At 72.1% G+C, this 17,160-nt stretch carries 17 protein-coding genes and 1 other RNA gene; 9 read left to right on the top strand and 9 right to left on the bottom strand.

The features are described from left to right. Positions 1 to 12: 12 nt before the first annotated feature. Positions 13 to 516, top strand: coding sequence for an ATP-binding protein (locus IE226_RS12550; protein WP_229870824.1), 504 nt, complete (start codon positions 13 to 15; stop codon positions 514 to 516). 26 nt (positions 517 to 542) lie between these two features. Here IE226_RS12550 and rnpB read toward each other — a convergent pair. Then, positions 543 to 952, bottom strand: an RNA gene (gene rnpB, locus IE226_RS12545) — RNase P RNA component class A. A 56-nt stretch (positions 953 to 1,008) separates the two neighbouring features. Continuing rightward, a complete protein-coding gene (locus tag IE226_RS12540) occupies positions 1,009 to 1,578 on the bottom strand; it encodes a Uma2 family endonuclease (protein WP_190081443.1) in 570 nt (189 codons plus the stop codon). Between the two features lie 201 nt (positions 1,579 to 1,779). Here IE226_RS12540 and IE226_RS12535 point away from each other — a divergent pair, with 201 nt between their 5' ends. Together IE226_RS12535 and IE226_RS12530 are read left to right on the top strand one after the other, a co-directional pair. Further along, positions 1,780 to 2,607: a MerR family transcriptional regulator gene (locus IE226_RS12535; RefSeq protein ID WP_190081442.1), complete on the top strand. Its 828-nt coding sequence runs from the start codon at positions 1,780 to 1,782 to the stop codon at positions 2,605 to 2,607. Positions 2,608 to 2,642: 35 nt separating this feature from the next. Next, a complete protein-coding gene (locus IE226_RS12530; protein ID WP_229870822.1) occupies positions 2,643 to 3,494 on the top strand; it encodes a hypothetical protein in 852 nt (283 codons plus the stop codon). Here IE226_RS12530 and IE226_RS12525 read toward each other — a convergent pair. After that, the gene (locus tag IE226_RS12525) at positions 3,445 to 4,893 is read right to left on the bottom strand and encodes an RNB domain-containing ribonuclease (protein WP_190081201.1); all 1,449 of its coding nucleotides are present in this window, start codon (positions 4,891 to 4,893) and stop codon (positions 3,445 to 3,447) included. The two genes, IE226_RS12530 and IE226_RS12525, sit on opposite strands and share 50 nt — an antisense overlap. 231 nt (positions 4,894 to 5,124) lie before the next feature. Between IE226_RS12525 and yaaA the strand changes: the two genes are divergently transcribed. Both yaaA and eda read left to right on the top strand, forming a co-directional pair. Beyond that, entirely contained in the window at positions 5,125 to 5,925 is an 801-nt protein-coding gene (yaaA, locus tag IE226_RS12520; protein WP_190081200.1) for a peroxide stress protein YaaA, read from the top strand. A 75-nt stretch (positions 5,926 to 6,000) separates the two neighbouring features. After that, complete coding sequence (gene eda, locus IE226_RS12515; RefSeq protein WP_190081199.1) at positions 6,001 to 6,639, top strand: bifunctional 4-hydroxy-2-oxoglutarate aldolase/2-dehydro-3-deoxy-phosphogluconate aldolase; 639 nt, start codon at positions 6,001 to 6,003, stop codon at positions 6,637 to 6,639. Positions 6,640 to 7,004: 365 nt separating this feature from the next. On the opposite strand, the gene IE226_RS12510 is transcribed toward eda, so the two are convergent. From IE226_RS12510 to IE226_RS12500, 3 genes are read right to left on the bottom strand one after another with little or no spacing between them, the layout of a single operon-like run. Then, positions 7,005 to 8,339 (bottom strand): bifunctional RNase H/acid phosphatase, encoded by a 1,335-nt coding sequence (locus IE226_RS12510; RefSeq protein ID WP_190081198.1) that lies wholly within the window; start codon positions 8,337 to 8,339, stop codon positions 7,005 to 7,007. A 12-nt stretch (positions 8,340 to 8,351) separates the two neighbouring features. After that, positions 8,352 to 9,095, bottom strand: coding sequence for a zinc ribbon domain-containing protein (locus tag IE226_RS12505; protein ID WP_190081440.1), 744 nt, complete (start codon positions 9,093 to 9,095; stop codon positions 8,352 to 8,354). After that, the gene (locus IE226_RS12500; protein ID WP_190081197.1) at positions 9,091 to 9,942 is read right to left on the bottom strand and encodes a Nif3-like dinuclear metal center hexameric protein; all 852 of its coding nucleotides are present in this window, start codon (positions 9,940 to 9,942) and stop codon (positions 9,091 to 9,093) included. The genes IE226_RS12505 and IE226_RS12500 overlap by 5 nt, the downstream gene beginning before the upstream one ends. A 346-nt stretch (positions 9,943 to 10,288) precedes the next feature. On the opposite strand from IE226_RS12500, the gene IE226_RS12495 reads away from it, so the two are divergent. Continuing rightward, positions 10,289 to 11,449 carry a hypothetical protein gene (locus IE226_RS12495; protein ID WP_229870810.1) on the top strand — a complete coding sequence of 387 codons (1,161 nt, stop codon included), beginning with the start codon at positions 10,289 to 10,291 and terminating at the stop codon, positions 11,447 to 11,449. Between the two features lie 71 nt (positions 11,450 to 11,520). Continuing rightward, positions 11,521 to 11,676: a hypothetical protein gene (locus tag IE226_RS12490; protein WP_190081196.1), complete on the top strand. Its 156-nt coding sequence runs from the start codon at positions 11,521 to 11,523 to the stop codon at positions 11,674 to 11,676. A gap of 139 nt (positions 11,677 to 11,815) precedes the next feature. On the opposite strand, the gene IE226_RS12485 is transcribed toward IE226_RS12490, so the two are convergent. Genes IE226_RS12485 through chsH3 form a run of 3 tightly spaced genes read right to left on the bottom strand, consistent with a single transcriptional unit; the run spans position 11,816 to position 14,761 of the window. Continuing rightward, positions 11,816 to 12,769 (bottom strand): 3-oxoacyl-ACP reductase, encoded by a 954-nt coding sequence (locus IE226_RS12485; RefSeq protein ID WP_190081195.1) that lies wholly within the window; start codon positions 12,767 to 12,769, stop codon positions 11,816 to 11,818. 17 nt (positions 12,770 to 12,786) lie between these two features. Then, positions 12,787 to 13,863 (bottom strand): Zn-dependent alcohol dehydrogenase, encoded by a 1,077-nt coding sequence (locus IE226_RS12480; protein ID WP_190081194.1) that lies wholly within the window; start codon positions 13,861 to 13,863, stop codon positions 12,787 to 12,789. A gap of 43 nt (positions 13,864 to 13,906) precedes the next feature. Beyond that, complete coding sequence (gene chsH3 / locus IE226_RS12475; RefSeq protein WP_190081193.1) at positions 13,907 to 14,761, bottom strand: enoyl-CoA hydratase ChsH3; 855 nt, start codon at positions 14,759 to 14,761, stop codon at positions 13,907 to 13,909. Between the two features lie 389 nt (positions 14,762 to 15,150). Between chsH3 and IE226_RS12470 the strand changes: the two genes are divergently transcribed. Together IE226_RS12470 and IE226_RS12465 are read left to right on the top strand one after the other, a co-directional pair. Then, positions 15,151 to 16,401 (top strand): sensor histidine kinase, encoded by a 1,251-nt coding sequence (locus IE226_RS12470; protein ID WP_190081192.1) that lies wholly within the window; start codon positions 15,151 to 15,153, stop codon positions 16,399 to 16,401. Further along, positions 16,398 to 17,003, top strand: coding sequence for a response regulator transcription factor (locus tag IE226_RS12465; protein ID WP_190081191.1), 606 nt, complete (start codon positions 16,398 to 16,400; stop codon positions 17,001 to 17,003). The genes IE226_RS12470 and IE226_RS12465 overlap by 4 nt, the downstream gene beginning before the upstream one ends. Positions 17,004 to 17,160 lie beyond the last annotated feature (157 nt).

The raw sequence follows: 17,160 nt of genomic DNA, 5'->3' as shown, positions 1-17,160 counted from the left end.
ACCGTTGACCTCATGAAGTCAGCAACTCCCCCGAACGGGCATATGCCACAACGCCTCGCTCCCGAACGCGAGTTCGCGATGTGCTTCACCTCAACACCGCGCGGTGCCCGCCTCGCCCGCAGACTCGTCTCGCACCGCCTCAATGACTGGGGGCACCCGTACACGACTCCGGCCAACGAGACGCTCACCCTCATCGCCGCAGAGCTCGCCGCCAACGCGGTACGTCACGGGACGGTCCCCGGCCGGGACTTCCACCTCCAGCTCACCCGGGGCGACGACGTCTACCGCATCGAGGTGAGCGACACGCGCGCCGAGAAACAGCCTCCGCCTGCTCCCCCGGTCACGGACTCCGCGTCCGAGTCCGGTCGCGGCCTGCTTCTCGTAGCCGCCCTCTCGGACGCCTGGGGTGTCACGCCTCGCAGGGCGGCCCCGGGCAAAACCGTGTGGGCAGAGCTACAGGTAAAGGCTGAGGGCCACCCGCAACAGAACGCCCGTTGCGAAGGTCGTCGTCAGTGAGCCCGAGGCAAAGCCGAGGGTGGGGGCAGACGAGTCGGGCTGTACGCCGGGTTCTGTCGCCCGGTCGCCTCGCGGCGGCCGGGGAGACGGCCATCCATCTAGGGTCCGCATTGCTGCGGACCTCGTGCGGTCTACCCGCGGACTCGGGCGGGCAGCCCTCGATCATCCGCGCAGGGCCCCGTCTCCGAGGCCCCTCTTGACCTTGCTCCAGGTGGGGTTTACCTAGCCGCCTGAGTCACCTCAGGCGCTGGTGGTCTCTTACACCACCGTTTCACCCTTACCGGAGACCGAAGCCTCCGGCGGTCTGTTTTCTGTGGCACTGTCCCGCGGGTCACCCCGGGTGGCCGTTAGCCACCACCTTGCCCTGTGGAGCCCGGACGTTCCTCGGGAAGAGCCCCTGGTGAGGGGAGCTTCACGCGGCCGTCCGCCCGGCTCGTCTGCCGTGCCGACCATGCTACCCGCCGCAAGCCCGAGCTCCGCCCCCACAGCTCCTCAGTCGAACTCCGCGGTCTCCAGCTCGAACCCGAAAGGCTCGGGAAGGGGCACCGCCTTGCCGAACGGGAGCGTGCAGTGCTGGCGGTAGTCGTCCCTCTCCGGGTCGCTGAACAGCGTCACCGATGATCCCTCACGGTCGATGAGCAGGTAGAGCGGGATGCCGCCGCGGGCGTAGCAGCGGCGCTTGGCCTCGCGGTCCGCCTGCGGCTTGGTGGAGGTGACCTCGACGACAAGGGCGACGCCCTCACAGGGCATCCAGGATTCGGCGCCGCGGAAAAGGCGCAGCTCCGTGGGGGCGAACGTGCCGTCCGGGATGGCGTGGTTCTTCGGGCAGGCGCCCCCGCTCTTCAGCTTCAGGCCCTTGTTCCCGGAGTAGTCCATGTCGGTCCTGGAACGCCTGATCACTTGCTTCATGATCAGATTGATGTAGTCCTCGTGGTCCCCGTCCGGCGGCGGCGTCACGACAATCTCCCCCTCGATCAGCTCCGCCCGGAAACCCTCCGGGGTGTCCAGCGCGAGGAAGCCCTCCAAGAGGACCTCTGCCTGCGTGAGCGGCTCGTGTGCCATGGCAGTCATGTCACGCCCCTTCCTCGGTCGCTCGCCAGACTGGGACATCGCTTGCTCCACCGTTCAGGAGATCGGGAGTCGTTCCCTCGATCGTGGCACAGGAATACGGGCGGGCGTCAGGCTTCGCCCGCCCGGCGGGTCCCGGTCCCGCGCGCTTGACCTTGTCGCGGCGTCAACGTTTCTACTGGCCTCATGAACCGGATGCGGATCGGAGAGATCGCCGGGATCGTCGGTGTGACCACGCGGACGATCAGGCACTATCACCACCTCGGGCTGCTTCCCGAGCCCGAGCGGCGGGCCAACGGCTATCGGGAGTACGGGCTGCGGCACGCCGTCGTGCTCGCGCGGATCCGGCGGCTCACCGAGCTGGGGCTCGGGCTCGCCGAGGTGCGGGACGTGCTCGCGGACGACGCGGGGCGCGAGCTCGCCGAGGTGCTCGCCGATCTTGATGCCGACCTCGCCCGGCAGGAGGCCGCGATCCGCGAGCGGCGGGAGCGGCTGCGGGTGCTGCTGGACGGTGCGGAACGCGGGGTGCTGACCGCCGAGGGTCCCGTCTCCCCCGAACTGGGCGAGTTCTTCGCCGAGGTGTCCCGCTCCACCGCCGACCGCGAGGGACCCGAGTCCGTGATGGCCGCGAAGGACCGGGAGCTGCTCGCTCTCATCGACACGACCGCGCCCGCGGAGGACCGGGACAGGCTGCTCGCCGCGATGCGGCCCGCGCTGACCACGCCGGAAGCGGTGGAGCGTGCGAACGAGGTGTACCGGTTGCTCGACGGACTCGCCGACACCGACCTCGCGGATCCTCGTACGGAAGCCGTCGTCGACAAGGCCGCCCGCGCGCTCGCCGACGCGCTGCCCGATTCCCTCCTGGAGGAGGTGGGGGCGGACGGCGTGCGGGCGGTGGCCTACGGGGTCGGGCGGGGCGGCGGGGACCGGTTCCTCGAAGCCCTCTTCGACGACTTCGCCCCCGCGCAGGCGGAGGCCGTACGCCGGGGGATGCGGCTGCTCGTCGAGCGGGGTGCGCGGTGAGGGGCCGTCGGCTGGGACTGGGACTGGAGAGGGTGATGCGGGGCATCGCTCTGGTGCTCGTGCCGACTGAACTGACGCTGCTCGCATGCCTGTTGACCGGTGCGCCGCTTCCGCCGGACGTGCTGCTCGGCGTGGAAGCCGTCGCCGTGACGATGTTCGTCGTCGAGGGAGCGGGGCTCGCGGTCCTGTACCGGCGGGGCGGGCGCGCGGCGGTCCGGGAGGTCGTGCCGGAGCCGGTGCGCAGGATCGTCGGGCACGAGCTGCGGGTGCTCGGCAGTCTCGCGCTGTGGGTGGCCCGGCGGCGGCACGGCGTGCGGGCGGGGGATCTGGCGTTCGGGCACGCCCGGGACCAGGCCGCGATGATGTACGGCATCGTCTTCGTCTCCGTCGTGGAGACCGTGGGGCTGTCCGTACTGCTGCGGAACTGGCCCGCGGTGCACGCCGTGGTGCTCGTCGTCGACGTCTACGGCGTGGTGCTGCTGCTCGGCATGCAAGCGGCGTCCGTGACCCGGCCGCACGTTCTGTCCGCCGACGCCCTGCGCGTACGCAAGGGCGCCCACCGGGATCTGTGGATACCGCTGGACCGGATCGCCGCCGTGAGCGGTGAGCGCCGCTTCACGCACGAGGCGGCCGATGGCGTACTCGACCTGCCCGTCGCCGCGCAGACCTCCCTCACGCTGGAGCTGACGGAGCCCGTCACGGCGGTCGGTCTGCTCGGCGGCAAGCAGCAGGTGACGACGGTACGGCTGCACGCCGACGAGCCGGAGAAGCTGCGGGCCGCGCTCAACCAGGCCCTGCGAGCCAAGGCGGGCCCGGAAGTCGAGCAGGCCCCGGAACTCACGCGGGCGCGAACCGTACCTTCGCCGCCCCTGGATCAGCCTGCGTGAGCCGTACGCGCAGCCGCTCCCCCAGCGGGAGTCCGCCCGTGCCGCCCTCGATGCGGGCGACGACCGCGGGGTCGGTCAACTGGACGGTCCCTACGGCTGGTTCACGCTCATGGACGTCCACCACCACCGCGTCGAAGAGCTCGCCGACCCGGTCCTTGAGCAGCGCGGCCTCGACGAGGTCCACGCACTCGCGCTCCACGGTGTTCCCGCGCCGCGTCCCGTCGGCCATCTCCTTGGGCAGCTCGGGCAGCGCGGCGAGCACCCAGTCCGGGGGCTCATCCCCGGCGACCGCCGCCAGGCACAGCTCGGCGGCGTAACGGTCGACGAGGCGGCGCAGCGGGGCCGTGCAGTGGGCGTAGGGGGCGGCGACGGCGGCGTGCGTGGTGAGGTCGGGGACCTCGCCGCCGCTGAACGCGGTGTAGCCGGCGCCGCGCAGGAGGGTCGTGCACTCCTGGAGGAACGCGGCGTGGCGGGGCTGGTGCGGGTCGAGGGAACGGACCAGCTGGGCGTACGGGACGTGGTGCGGCCAGTCGACGTGCAGGGCCTTCGCGGTGCGGCGGAGTCTGCCGACCGCGCCGTCGGGGGCGGTGGGGAGGGTACGGAGGATGCCGTTGCCCGACTGGATCATGAGCTCGGCGGCGGCCATGCCGGTGAGCAGGGAGATCTGGGCGTTCCAGCCGTCGGCGGGGAGCGGGGCGCGGAAGTCGAGCTCGTACGCCCCGTTCCGCTCGACGATCTCCTGCTCGGGCACGTTGAGGGAGATGCCTCCCCGCTCCACTTCCAACTGCTCGCGCAGCCGCCCGATGTCGGCGAGCAGCGCGAGGGCCTCCTCGGCGGTGCCGCCGTCGATGGCCTGCTGCACGCCGTCGTAGTCGAGCTTGGCGCGGCTGCGTACGAGGGCGCGGCGGACGTCGGTGGCGACGGTGCGGCCCTCCGCGTCGAGGTCGATGGTCCACAGGGCCGCGGGACAGTCCTGCCCCGGCAGCAGACTGGCCGCGCCCTCGCTCAGGGAGGCGGGGTGCAGCGGCACTTTCCCGTCGGGGAAGTAGAGCGTGGTGACGCGCCGGTGGGCCTCCGCGTCGAGCGGCCCGCCCGGAGTGACGTACGCGGCGACATCGGCGATGGCATACCGCACCCGGAAGCCGCCGCCCTGCCGCCGGGAGAGGTGCATGGCCTGGTCGAGGTCGACCGAGGCGGGCGGATCGATGGTGAAGAGGGGGATGTCGGTCGCGTCGTGCGCGGGAAGCCGCGGAGCGGCACTCGCCCGCTCCGCCTCGGCGAGCACGTCCTCCGGGAAACCCCCGGCCCCGGGAACATCCAACTTCGTACGCAGCTCCCGCAGCACGCCCCGCAACGGAGCCTCGGCTGCGCCGGTCACGCTGAGATGACGACGTGGCATGGGTCGAGCGTAGGCGGGGAGGGGCGGGGCGGCACGGCGGAGGGGCGGGGCGGCACGACGGGGGGGCGGGTCTCGCGCCGCGTGCGCGGGAGCGTTGCGGGCGCGGGCCGCGGGGGATCGGGAGTGAGCGGCGTCGCCGCCTCGGGGTCGCCGTGGGCGGGTGTTGCCCTCGTGGCGATTACCCTGGCGCAGGGTCCGCACCCCCACCCCGTAGCCCTCCGAAGGAGACTCATGCTCGTCCTGCTGCCGCCCTCCGAAGGCAAAGCGCCCTCCGGTCGCGGAGCGCCCCTGAAGCCGGAGACGCTCTCTTTGCCGGCGCTCGCGGACGCGAGGGAGGCGGTTCTCGACGAGTTGGTCGGCCTCTGTGTGGCGGACGAGGAGAAGGCCCGTGACGTGCTCGGGCTGAGCGAGGGCCTGCGTGGCGAGGTCGCGAAGAACACGGAGCTGCGGACGGCCGGCGCCCGCCCCGCCGGGGAGATCTACACCGGGGTCCTGTACGACGCCCTGGGCCTCGCCACCCTGGACGCCGCCGCCAAGCGCCGCGCGGCCCGCTCGCTGCTCGTCTTCTCCGGACTCTGGGGCGCCGTCGGCATCACCGACCGCATCCCCTCCTACCGCTGCTCGATGGGCGTGAAGCTGCCCGGCCTCGGTGCGCTCGGCGCCTACTGGCGTACGCCGATGGCCTCGGCGATGCCGGAAGCGGCGGGCGACGGACTCGTACTGGACCTGCGGTCGTCGGCGTACGCGGCGGCGTGGAAGCCGAAGGGCGAGGTCGCCGAGCGGACGGCGACGGTACGGGTGCTGCACGCGCAGCTGGTCGACGGCGTCGAGAAGCGCTCCGTCGTCTCGCACTTCAACAAAGCGACCAAGGGCCGGATCGTCCGCTCTCTGCTGGAGACCGGCGCCCAGCCGAAGGACCCGGCCGAACTGGTCGAGGTCCTGCGGGACCTCGGTCACGTGGTGGAGGCGGAGGCGCCCGCGAAGGCGGGCAAGGGGTGGGCGCTCGACGTGGTGGTGCGGGAGATCCACTGACTCTCCCTTGACCATGGGTTGCAGCCTGCGCAACGCCCTTTGCGCAGGCTGCGTGCGTCGGGGCAGGATGCTTCCATGACTTCCCCCTCCGCCGCGGCCTCCGGCTCCGTGCTCGATCTCGCCCCCGTCGTTCCCGTTGTCGTCGTGGAGGACGTCGCCGACGCCGTACCGCTGGCGCGCGCCCTTGTCGCGGGCGGGCTGCCCGCGATCGAGGTGACGCTGCGGACGCCCGTCGCGCTCGACGCGATCCGGGCCATCGCGGCGGAGGTGCCGGACGCCGTGGTCGGTGCGGGGACCGTCATCTCGCCCCGGGGCGTCGAGGAGTCCGTGGACGCCGGGGCACGCTTCCTGGTCAGCCCGGGCTGGACGGACACGCTGCTCGCCGCGATGAAGGCGTCCGGGGTGCCGTTCCTGCCGGGGGTCTCGACGACGTCCGAGGTCGTGGCGCTGCTTGAGCGGGGCGTGCGGGAGATGAAGTTCTTCCCCGCGGAGGCGGCGGGCGGTACCGCCTATCTCAAGTCGCTGAGTGGGCCGCTGCCCCAGGCCCGCTTCTGCCCTACGGGCGGTATCGGCCTCGCGTCCGCTCCGTCGTACCTCGCTCTGAAGAACGTGGGTTGCGTGGGCGGTAGTTGGATGCTTCCTGCTGACGCGGTCTCGGCGAAGGATTGGAGCCGTGTCGAGGCGCTGGCCCGTGAGGCGGCGGGTCTGCGCTAGTGGCTTGGCCCCTGGGCCTTGAGCGGGGGCTTCTGCGGGTGCGTGGGGGCTGGTCGCGCCGTTCCCCGCGCCCCCTTCGGGGCCCGACGCCGTGGTCCCGCGCTGACTTCTGCGGGTGCGTCGTGGTTGCTCGCGCAGTTCCCCGCGCCCCCTGCGGGGCCCTGACCGCTGCGTCTACCCCTGCGGGTACCTCGTGGCTGAGCGCGCCGTTCCCCGCGCCCCCTGCGGGGCCCGACACCGCGGTCCGGTCTTCTGCGGGTGTTGCGGGAGCGGGCCGAGCTGCAGCGTGCGTAGGGGCGCGGGGAACTGCGCGCTCGGCCGAAGAGCACCCGCAGACAGGCACCCGGTCGGCCCCCTGCGAAGCCCTACCGCAGGTGGGACGTGTCGTTTAGCAGGCGCAGTGACGCGTTGCCGTCCCCGTAGTACGCCACCGCCGACACCGACGCAGCCGAGAGCTCCATACGGAACAGGGACTCCGGCGGCGCGCCCAGCGCGAGTCGCACCAGCGTTTTGATCGGCGTGACGTGCGTGACCAGGAGGACCGTGCGGCCCGCGTACTCGCTGACCAGGCGTTCCCGCGTCGCAGACACCCTGCGGGCCACCTCCGCGAAGGACTCGCCGCCCGGCGGTGCCGCGTCGGGCGAGGCGAGCCACGCGTTCAGCTCGTCGGGCTGGCCCGCCCGCACCTCACCGAAGGTGAGGCCCTCCCAGGCCCCGAAGTCCGTCTCGCGCAGCCCGTCCTCGACGCGTACGTCGAGGCCCAAGCGCGCGGCGACGGCCTGCGCCGTCTCCTGGCAGCGCTTCAGCGGCGAGGAGACGATCGCCTGGATCGTGCCCCGCGCGGCGAACGCAGCCGCCGCGCGCTCGGCCTGTTTCCGGCCCACCTCGGAGAGGGAGGGGTCGGTTCCGCCGCTGCCGGAGAAGCGTTTCTGGGGCGTGAGCGCGGTCTCGCCGTGCCGCAGCAGCACGAAGGTCGCGGGCGCGCCGAGGTCGGCGGGCACGGCCCAGCCGACAGGCGGGGCAGCAGCCTGCGCCGCCGCCACATTGCCCGCGGCGCGCACATCGGCCCCGGCCCCGGCACCGGGGACCGTCCCGGGAATGGCTTCGGGGACTGCCTCCGGCGTCCGGCGCTCGGCCAGCGCCGCCCGCGCCTTCGCCGCGCCCGCCGCCGCGTCTCCCGGCGGACCCGAGGGCTCAGAAGCCTGCCGGGCCGCCCGCGCGGCCCGCGCATCCCGCGCGTCCAGCTCCGCCGTCGAATCCGCCGCCGACCACTGCTCGCCCCGCTTGCCCGCGTCCATCGCCTCGTTGGCGAGACGGTCCGCGTGCTTGTTCTGCTCGCGCGGGATCCACTCGTACGTCACTTGGGACGGGGGAAAGACCCTCGCGGCCTCGGCCGCGAGCGGCTTCATGTCCGGGTGCTTGATCTTCCAGCGGCCCGACATCTGCTCGACGACGAGCTTGGAGTCCATCCGGACACGGACCGAGGCGTCCGGGTCGAGTTCGTGCGCCGCCTTCAGGCCGGCCACGAGACCCTTGTACTCGGCGACGTTGTTCGTCGCGACGCCGATGTACTGCGCCACCTCCCGCAGCGTCTCCCCCGTCGCCGCGTCGATGACCACCGAGCCGTAGCCCGCGGGCCCCGGGTTGCCCCGCGACCCGCCGTCGGCCTCGACGATGAACTCCCGGGCGAACTCCCGCACGGCCACGGCCCCTTACAGACCCGACTCGGACGTACGGACCAGGATGCGGCGGCAGTTCTCGCACCGCAGGACGGTGTCAGGGGACGCCGCCTTCACTTCGTTCACCTCGGTGATGTTCAGCTCCAGGCGGCAGCCCTCGCAGCGCCGCTGGTAGAGCTTGGCCGCGCCGACGCCGCCCTGCTGGTCGCGCAGCTTGTCGTAGAGCTTGAGCAGGTCGGCCGGGACCGAACCCGCCACGACCTCGCGCTCCTTGGTGACCGTGGCGGCCTCGCCGTCGATCTCCTCGAAGGCCGCGTCACGGCGAGCCGTCGCGTCGTCGATCTTCGACTGGACGGAGGAGACACGTTCCGCCAGCTCGGAGACGCGCTCCTGGGCCGACTCGCGGCGCTCCATGACCTCAAGGACCACGTCCTCCAGGTCGCCCTGGCGCTTGGCGAGGGACGCGATCTCGCGCTGGAGGTTCTCCAGGTCCTTGGGGGACGTCACGGCGCCCGAGTCCAAGCGCTGCTGGTCGCGGTTGGCGCGCTGGCGCACCTGGTCCACGTCCTGCTCCGCCTTGGTCTGCTCGCGGGCGCAGTCGCTCTCCTCGGTCGTCGAGGCGACGTGCAGATCGCGCAGCTGCGCGAGGTCCTTGTTCAGGGACTCGATCTCGGCGTGCTCGGGCAGGGACTTCTTCCGGTGCGCCAGCTGCTGGAGGCGTACATCCAGTGCCTGGACGTCGAGGAGTCGGATCTGGTCGGCGGGCGCGGCGTTAATTGGGGGCTCCTGTTGTGTCGGTAGTCGAGGCCGCGTGGGCGGTCCAGGGGTCGGTGACCGTCTTGGAGACGTGGACGCGAAGGCCCCATCCGTGACGGTCGGAGATCTGATCGAGCTGCGCCGCGGCCAGCTCGCACCACGGCCACTCGGTGGCCCAGTGCGCGGCGTCGAGCAGCGCGAGCGGGGTCTGCGCGCGGGCCTCGGACACCGGGTGGTGGCGCAGGTCCGCGGTGAGGAAGGCGTCCACGCCGGACGCGCGTACGTCGTCGAAGAGGCTGTCGCCCGAGCCGCCGCTGACGGCGAGGGTGCGGACGATCTGCTCCGGGTCGCCCGCGACCCGGATGCCCTGCGCGGTGGCGGGCAGCCGCTCGGCCGCGCGGGCGGCGAGCTCGCGGAGCGTCAGGGGGTGTTCGAGCTCGCAGATACGGCCGAGCCCGCGGCGCCCGTGCGCATCGGCCGGGTCCGGTACGAGGGGACGGACGATCCGCAGGTCGAGCGCGCCCGCGAGGGCGTCGGAGACGCCGGGATCGGCGCGGTCCGCGTTCGTGTGGGCGACGTGCAGCGCGACGTCGTTCTTGATGAGGTCGTGGACGACGCGGCCCTTGAAGGTGCCGGCCGAGACCGTCGTCGTGCCGCGCAGATAGAGCGGGTGGTGCGTGACCAGGAGCTGGGCGCCCAGCTTCACCGCTTCGTCGACGATGTCCTGGACGGGGTCGACGGCGAAGAGGACACGGGAGACCTCCGCATCGGGGTCTCCGCAGACGGTGCCGACCGCATCCCAGCTCTCGGCCAGTTCGGCGGGCCACAGGGCGTCGAGGGCGGCGATGACTTCAGACAGACGGGGCACGGGGAAAGGCTACCTTCCCCACGTGCCCCGCAGCTCGTGGGTCACTGACCGCTACGGAGCCACTACCCGGCGGTCGCCGTCGCCCCGAAAGAGGGCGCGGGGAAGGGCGCAGGCAACCATGGTGGGGGCCGCGGACGCGATCGCGGTCGCGGACTCAGGGCAGGCCGGTGTCGCCGGCTCCGAGCGCCCCCCGTACCCCCGGCGCCCCCGCCCCCTCCCACGCAGCACAACGCTCCCCGCCCCCTCAGTCGAATCGGGACATCGCCACCCTTCCGTGTGAAGCGGGCGTCCACAGGTGCCACGGCAACGCGTGCGAAAACTAGCTTCGGGCGCGGAGGTACCCCTCATGACAGCGCCCACGCTCGAGCCCGAACCCATGACCCAGCCCACGACCGAGCCCCTGACCGCGAAAGCACCCGCACCCGCGCCCGCGCACGCACCCGCGCCGACACCCCGCCCCGCCCCCGCGACGCCCCCGGTGATCACCGCCGACGGCGCGTACGCCGCACGCCTCACCCACACCGGCGGTTCCTGGTACCCCGAGCGCTGGACCCTCGACTCCCCCGAGCCCTACGCGGTGCCGCTGCCCGGCAGCCAGCCGGAGGAGCCCGGCACGGAGGTGCTGCCGATGGCCGACGGGCGGGTCCTGATCCACCGCGTCGTCGACCGGCGGCACGCCTTCGCGCTCCTGTACCCGACGGGCCCCGAGACCGGCGAAGTGCCGCTGGGTGCCGTGGAGTGCGGCGAGTCCCGCCTGACGCTGCTGCCGCCGTCCCCGGTCGGCGGCCAGGCGTACGCCCTCGCGGTGGGCACGCACTCGACTGCCCTGTGGCTGGTGGCGGGCGGCGCCTTCGGGCCCGAGCACGTCGCCGAGATCCCCGGGCACTGTTCGGGCGGGGTCTGGCTGGACCGCGAGGGCCGGCTGCTGGCCCTCGACCGGGAGTTGGGCGGCCGGGTCAAGGCGGTGGCGGTGGACCTGGAGCGACGCGGGGAGGTGTCGCCCCTCCTCCAGATCGCCGACGAGAGCGACGACCGGGTGCTGCTCGCGGACGCCGACAGCGGACTGCTCCTGATCCGCTCAAACGCGCCGGGTCACGAGCGGCTCGGCTGGGGGGTCCTCGGCGGTACGCGCCCGGTGCGTTTCCCCGAGTGCCTGCGCCTGCCCGACCTCGCGGTGACGCCGTTCGCGATCCAGCCGGGGCAGACGCTGATGCCGGAGAACTGTGCGGTGGCGTTGCGGATCGACGGGGCGGCGGGGAGCTGGCTCGGCATCTGGCGTCCCGCCGAGCGGCGTCTGCATCAACTCGCCGCCCCAGCGGGGTGGTTGGCCGGTTCGGGGTGGTGGACGCGGGAGGGGACCCTCCGTCTTCCGTACGTGACGGAGGCGGTGTCCTGCGGGGTCGAGGAGGTGGAACTGCCCGCTCCGGCGGCGGCGCCCGCTCCGGTCGCCGCGCGGCCCGTTCCGTTGCAGCAGGCGCCTCTCACCGGGCGCGGGGCGGTTGGTTAGACTCGCCCGGCCACATCGAACGATCTTCTTTACAGAGTTACCAGAGTTACCAGTTATACGGGGTGAGTATCTTGACCAAGACCGAGATCCGTACGGCTTCCGAGCGGAATCCCGAGCCGCGGGAGGCGGCGGACACCTCCGGTGCGGGCAAGCATCGGGGGCCTGTGGCCGAGCATGACGAGGCGGGGGCGCCTCGGGGCCGGCACCGTCGGCCGGGCGACGAGTAGGCCTCCTGGCTCTGGGCTGGCCTTGGGCTGGCCTTGGGCGCCGGCGATCACCGGCTCCGCCGAGTTCGTCCTCAATCGCCGGACAGGCTGAATTTTCCAGCCGTCCGGCGATTGAGGACCGGGGTCGGGGAAGGTCACCTCACCCCCGCTTCAAGCCCAGCACCTCGCTCGCCGCGAACGTCTCCCCCTCCGGACGCCCGGCGTAATAAGGGGACAGGACCCCGTCCAGCTCCTCGTACGTGAAGACACCCTTCTCCGTGTCGAACTTCGCCGCCACCTTCGGCCGCTCGACCACGGCCACCATGCCGCCGTGGACCACCAGCAGCTGCCCGTTGACCCCGTCCGCCGCGGGCGAGGCCAAGTAGCCGACCAGCGGGGCCACATGCTCGGGGGCGAGGGCGTCCAGCTCGCCGTCGCCCGGCTCCTGGAAGCCCGCGAAGACGTCCTCGGTCATCCGCGTACGCGCCCGCGGGCAGATGACGTTCGCCGTCACCCCGTACTTGCGAAGGGCCAGCGCGCTCGACGTGGTCAGGCCGACGATGCCGCCCTTCGCCGCCGCGTAGTTCGGCTGGCCCGCGGAGCCCGCGAGGAACGCCTCCGACGAGGTGTTGACGATCCGGCCGTAGACCGGCCCGCCCGTCGCCTTGGAGCGTTCACGCCAGTGCGCGGACGCGAAGTGCGTCGTGTTGAAGTGGCCCTTGAGGTGGACGTGGATGACCGAGTCCCACTCGCCCTCGCTCATCGAGAAGATCATCCGGTCCCGCAGGATCCCCGCGTTGTTGACCAGGATGTCGAGCTTGCCGTACGTGTCGATCGCCAACTGGACTAGCCCGCGCGCCTGTTCGTGGTCCGCGACATCGCCCAGGTGCGCGACCGCCTGCCCGCCCGCCGCCCGGATCTCGGCCGCGACCTCCTCGGCGGGCGTCGCCGACGCCTCGCCCGAGCCGTCCCGGCCCGGCTGCCCGAAGTCGTTGACGACGACGCTCGCGCCGAGCCCGGCCAGCTCCAGGGCCTCCACACGTCCGAGGCCCCGGCCCGCTCCTGTCACGATCGCGGCCAAACCGTCCAGTGGCCGTGGCAATGGCTGTGCCATCAGGGATCGAAGTCCTCTCAGATCTCGATGCACGTACGCAGCGCGACGCCCGTACGCATCTGGTCGAGCGCTTCGTTGATCTCGGAGAGCGGCACTCGGTGGGTGATCATGCTCTCCAGGTCGATGCGGCCCGCGCGCCACAGGGCGATGGCCCGCTCGTAGGACTGCAGGACGTCGCCGCCGCCGTACATGGACGGCAGGATCTTCTTCTCGTCGAAGAAGAGCTCGAACATGTTCAGCCGGAGGTTGTCGTCCATGGCGCCGGCGCCGACGATGACGAGCGTGCCGCCGCGTCGCGTCGTCTCGTACGCGGTACGCGCGGTGGCGGACTTGCCGACGACCTCGAAGACGTAGTCGAAGCCCTCTCCCCCGGTGATCCGCTGCTTGGCGTCCTCGATCGCGTCCGGCGCGACCGCCTCCGTGGCGCCGAACCGCAGCGCCGCCTCGCGCCGCGACTGCACCGGGTCGACGGCGACGATCTGCGCGGCGCCCTTGAGCCGCGCGCCCTGGATCGCGGAGATGCCGACGCCGCCGCAGCCGATGACGGCGACCGACGAACCGGCCTTCACGTCGGCGGTGTTGATGGCGGCGCCGAGCCCCGTCGTCACTCCGCAGCCGATGAGCGCCGCGATGTCGAAGGGCACGTCGTCCGGGATGGGCACGGCGCAGCCCGCGTCGACCACGACCTCCTCGGTGAACGTCCCCGTTCCCGCGAAGCCGAAGACATCGCCGCCGGGGCGCTTGAAGTTGGGCGTGCCCGCGTTCATGAACCCGGCGAGGCACAGCTGGCTCTGGCCCCGCTTGCACGCGGGACACTGGCCGCAGGCCGGCAACCAGCACACCAGGACCCGGTCGCCGCGGCTGACCCCGCTCACGCCGTCACCGACGTCGACGATCTCGCCCGCGCCCTCGTGGCCGGGGATGAACGGCGCGGGCTGCGGCAGGATGCCGTTCATCGCGGAGACGTCGGAGTGGCACAGGCCCGTCGCCCGTACCCGGATCTTCACCTTGCCGGGCCCGAAGCCCACCGCCTCGACGTCGTCGAGGACCTCGAGTTTGTCCTGGCCTATCTCGTGCAGTACGGCTGCGCGCATGGTGCGGCTCCTCTCGTACGAAGATGCGGGCGTGTCCCTGGCTTCAGGTGTGTTCGACGACGGTGTCGGCGAGGACAGGGGCGTCGTTCCGCTCGACGGCCGTCACCGCCACTCGGACGCGACCCTCGGAGCGCCACATCCGGATGCGCAGGGTCTCGCCGGGGAAGACGATGCCGGTGAAGCGCGTGCTGTAGCCGCGCACCCGCGAGACGTCGCCGCCCAGCACCGTGTCGACGACTGCCTTGAGTGTCATCCCGTAGGTGCACAGGCCGTGCAGGATCGGCCGGTCGAAGCCCGCGAGCTGGGCGAATTCGGGGTCGGCGTGCAGCGGGTTCCAGTCGCCGCAGAGGCGGTAGAGGAGCGCCTGGTCCTCGCGGACGGCGCGCTCGACGGTCTTGTCGGGCTCGCCGTCGGGCGCGGGCAGGCGGGTGGAGGGGCCGCGTTCGCCGCCGAAACCGCCTTCGCCGCGTACGAAGATCTGGGCGTCGCTGGTCCACAACGGACCGTCGCCGTCGGCTACTTCGGTGCGCAGGACGAGGATCGCCGCCTTGCCCTTGTCGTACACGGCGGCCACCTCGGAGGTGGTGACGGCCTTGCCCTTGACCGGGATGGGGCGGTGCAGGGTGATGCTCTGGCCGCCGTGCAGGACCGCGGCGAGGTTCACCTCGATGCCGGGTGCCGAGAGGCCGCCGACGACGCCCATGCCGCCGCCCGCGACGGTCGCGAAGCTGGGCAGGACGTGCAGCTTCGACTCCAGGGTGTAGCGCAGCTCGTCGGGGTCGGTGGCGGGGACGCCGGCGCCGAGGCCCAGGTGGTAGAGCTGGACGTCCTTGTGATCCCAGTCGATCTCGGCCGACCGGGGCTCCGCGGCCAGTGCTTTCGCGGCATCGATGGGCATGTGGTTGGCAGCTCCTTGGCCGGTCCGAAGACTGTCTGAAGACCTCGGTGCGGCCGTCCGCACCGTCGGTCGCACCGAGGTCGCAACAGGGCCGGTGGAGCCCGTTCTAGAACGCGTTCCAGTCCGGCGATCCCATGTATAGCCGAGCGTCCGGTAGTTGTGAAGACTCCTGACGTCACGTCAGATACGCATCGCGGCCCGTGCTCGACGACGCGTGTGACATTTGTACCGGCGCAGTCCGTACAACAGCCTCTGCCGTCCTCCCGCCCCGGATTCGTAGCGTCATAGCCATGCCGAAGACGGCTCCCGGGCCGCGCGCACGGTATGACGGGGCATCACACCACGGTGCCGACGAGGCGCGACGGCGCGACGGCGCGACAGGAGGAGCAATGCCGGTGAAGAGCTTCTGGCAGCAGCACGCGCGCCTCGCGGCCCTGAAACACAGCGGTGCGGCCTTGAAGCACAGCAGCAAGGAGCAGCTCGCCGAGATGCGGGCGAAGGAGAAGTCGGGACGGAGCAGACCCGAGGACCTCGGGCCGCCCAACGGCTTCGCGATGCTGCCCTGGCTCCTGATGGGGATGGGCTCCTTCTCCAACCTCCTCCAGGGCAAGACGGACAACCCCTGGCTCGCGGGGCTCGGCCTGCTCGCCTTCAACTCCCTCTACATCAACGTGGTGTTCAGGGCCTTCAGCAAACAGGCGCGGGAGGCGCGCGCCACCAAGGTCTCGCTGCTCGCGCTGGCCGCGGTCACCTTCGCCCTCGCCATCGGCTACGGCGGCAGCTGGCTGATGTTCTTCCCGCTGCTCGGCCTGGCGACAGGTTCGGTCCTGCGGGGCAGGCAGCTCGCTCCCGCCGGGTTCCTCCTGAGCATCGCGGCGGCGGTGGTCGGCGGTTTCAAGGACGGCTGGGACGCGGCGGGCATCGCGTACGGCACGTTCCTCTCCGTCATGGTGACGGCGGCGATCCTGGCCCTCGCCGAGACGGTCAAGGAACTGCGCACCACCCGCGAGGAGCTGGCGCGCACGGCGGTCGAGAGGGAGCGGCTGCGCTTCTCCCGCGACCTGCACGACCTGCTCGGCCACACGCTCTCGGTGATCGTGGTCAAGGCGGAGGCCACGCGCCGCCTCGCCCGCCGCGACCTGGACGCGGCGCTCGGCCAGGTCTCCGACATCGAGTCCGTGGGCCGCCAGGCCCTGACCGAGATCCGCGAGGCGGTCACCGGCTACCGCGAGGGCAGCCTCGCCACGGAACTCGACCGGGCCCGCGATCTCCTGGACGCGGCGGGCATCGAGTCGGTCGTACGCCAGTCGGGACCGCCGCTCGCCCCGCAGACTGCGGCGCTGCTCGGCTGGGTGGTCCGGGAGTCAGCCACGAACGTCGTACGCCATTCCGGGGCGGCCCGCTGCGAGATCGAGGTGACCGGCACCGCCGAACGGACTCGGCTGCTGATCACGGACGACGGCCGCGGCGTAGGCTCGGCAGCGCCCGGCAGCGGGCTGACGGGCCTGGCCGAACGCCTGGCGGCGGCGGGCGGCTCCCTGGAGTCGGGCCCCGCGCCGCGCGGCGGATTCCGGGTCTCGGCGGAGCTGCCGGTCACCGAGTTCCATACCGGTCACGTTGTGGAGGAGCGCACCCCATGATCAGAGTCCTGCTCGCCGAGGATCAGGGCATGATGCGCAGCGCTCTCGCGCTGCTGCTCGGCATGGAGGAGGACATCGAGGTCGTCGCGCAGGTCGGCGCGGGTGACGAGATCGTGGACGCGGCGCTGAACTCACGCCCCGACGTGGCGCTCCTCGACATCGAGCTGCCGGGCATCAGCGGGATCGACGCGGCTGCCGCGCTGCGGGAGGAGTGCCCCGAGTGCCGGGTCCTCATCCTCACGACCTTCGGCAGGCCCGGCTATCTGCGCCGGGCGATGGAGGCGGGGGCGGTGGGCTTCCTGGTCAAGGACGGTCCTGTGGAGGATCTCGCGGAGGCGGTCCGGCAGGCGCTGCGGGGCGAGACGGTGATCGACCCCGCGCTGGCGGCGGCCGCCCTGAGCGCGGGGCCCAGCCCTCTGACGACGCGGGAGGCGGACGTACTGCGGGCCTCCGTGGACGGAGCGACGGTCGCCGACATCGCGTCGAAACTCCATCTCTCGGAGTCGACGGTGCGGAACTATCTCTCGGGGGCGATCGGCAAGACGGGGACGCGGAATCGCATGGAGGCGGTACGGGAGGCGAGGCAGCGGGGCTGGCTTTAGCCACTCCGGGGGCCTTATACGTACCGTTATCACCGGCTCCGCCGAGTTCGTCCTCAATCGTCGGACGGGCTGGAATATCCAGCCCGTCCGGCGATTGAGGACATCTTGTACGGGGTCTGGGGGCGGAGCCCCGGGCAGGCCCCCGCGGGGGGAAAGA

This window comes from Streptomyces longisporoflavus, assembly GCF_014649775.1.
Classification (GTDB): Bacteria; Actinomycetota; Actinomycetes; order Streptomycetales; family Streptomycetaceae; genus Streptomyces; species Streptomyces longisporoflavus.
The sequence above is the reverse complement of the archived record's forward strand: the minus strand, read 5'-3'. Positions and strand labels throughout refer to the sequence as shown.

What these genes read in the sequence shown, in the direction of transcription:
- IE226_RS12550 (WP_229870824.1), top strand. Translation starts at nt 13, where the DNA reads ATGAAGTCAGCAACTCCCCCGAACGGGCATATGCCACAACGCCTCGCT.
- IE226_RS12540 (WP_190081443.1), bottom strand. Translation starts at nt 1,578, where the DNA reads ATGGCACACGAGCCGCTCACGCAGGCAGAGGTCCTCTTGGAGGGCTTC.
- IE226_RS12535 (WP_190081442.1), top strand. Translation starts at nt 1,780, where the DNA reads ATGCGGATCGGAGAGATCGCCGGGATCGTCGGTGTGACCACGCGGACG.
- IE226_RS12530 (WP_229870822.1), top strand. Translation starts at nt 2,643, where the DNA reads ATGCGGGGCATCGCTCTGGTGCTCGTGCCGACTGAACTGACGCTGCTC.
- IE226_RS12525 (WP_190081201.1), bottom strand. Translation starts at nt 4,893, where the DNA reads ATGCCACGTCGTCATCTCAGCGTGACCGGCGCAGCCGAGGCTCCGTTG.
- yaaA (WP_190081200.1), top strand. Translation starts at nt 5,125, where the DNA reads ATGCTCGTCCTGCTGCCGCCCTCCGAAGGCAAAGCGCCCTCCGGTCGC.
- eda (WP_190081199.1), top strand. Translation starts at nt 6,001, where the DNA reads ATGACTTCCCCCTCCGCCGCGGCCTCCGGCTCCGTGCTCGATCTCGCC.
- IE226_RS12495 (WP_229870810.1), top strand. Translation starts at nt 10,289, where the DNA reads ATGACAGCGCCCACGCTCGAGCCCGAACCCATGACCCAGCCCACGACC.
- IE226_RS12485 (WP_190081195.1), bottom strand. Translation starts at nt 12,769, where the DNA reads ATGGCACAGCCATTGCCACGGCCACTGGACGGTTTGGCCGCGATCGTG.
- IE226_RS12480 (WP_190081194.1), bottom strand. Translation starts at nt 13,863, where the DNA reads ATGCGCGCAGCCGTACTGCACGAGATAGGCCAGGACAAACTCGAGGTC.
- chsH3 (WP_190081193.1), bottom strand. Translation starts at nt 14,761, where the DNA reads ATGCCCATCGATGCCGCGAAAGCACTGGCCGCGGAGCCCCGGTCGGCC.
- IE226_RS12470 (WP_190081192.1), top strand. Translation starts at nt 15,151, where the DNA reads ATGCCGGTGAAGAGCTTCTGGCAGCAGCACGCGCGCCTCGCGGCCCTG.
- IE226_RS12465 (WP_190081191.1), top strand. Translation starts at nt 16,398, where the DNA reads ATGATCAGAGTCCTGCTCGCCGAGGATCAGGGCATGATGCGCAGCGCT.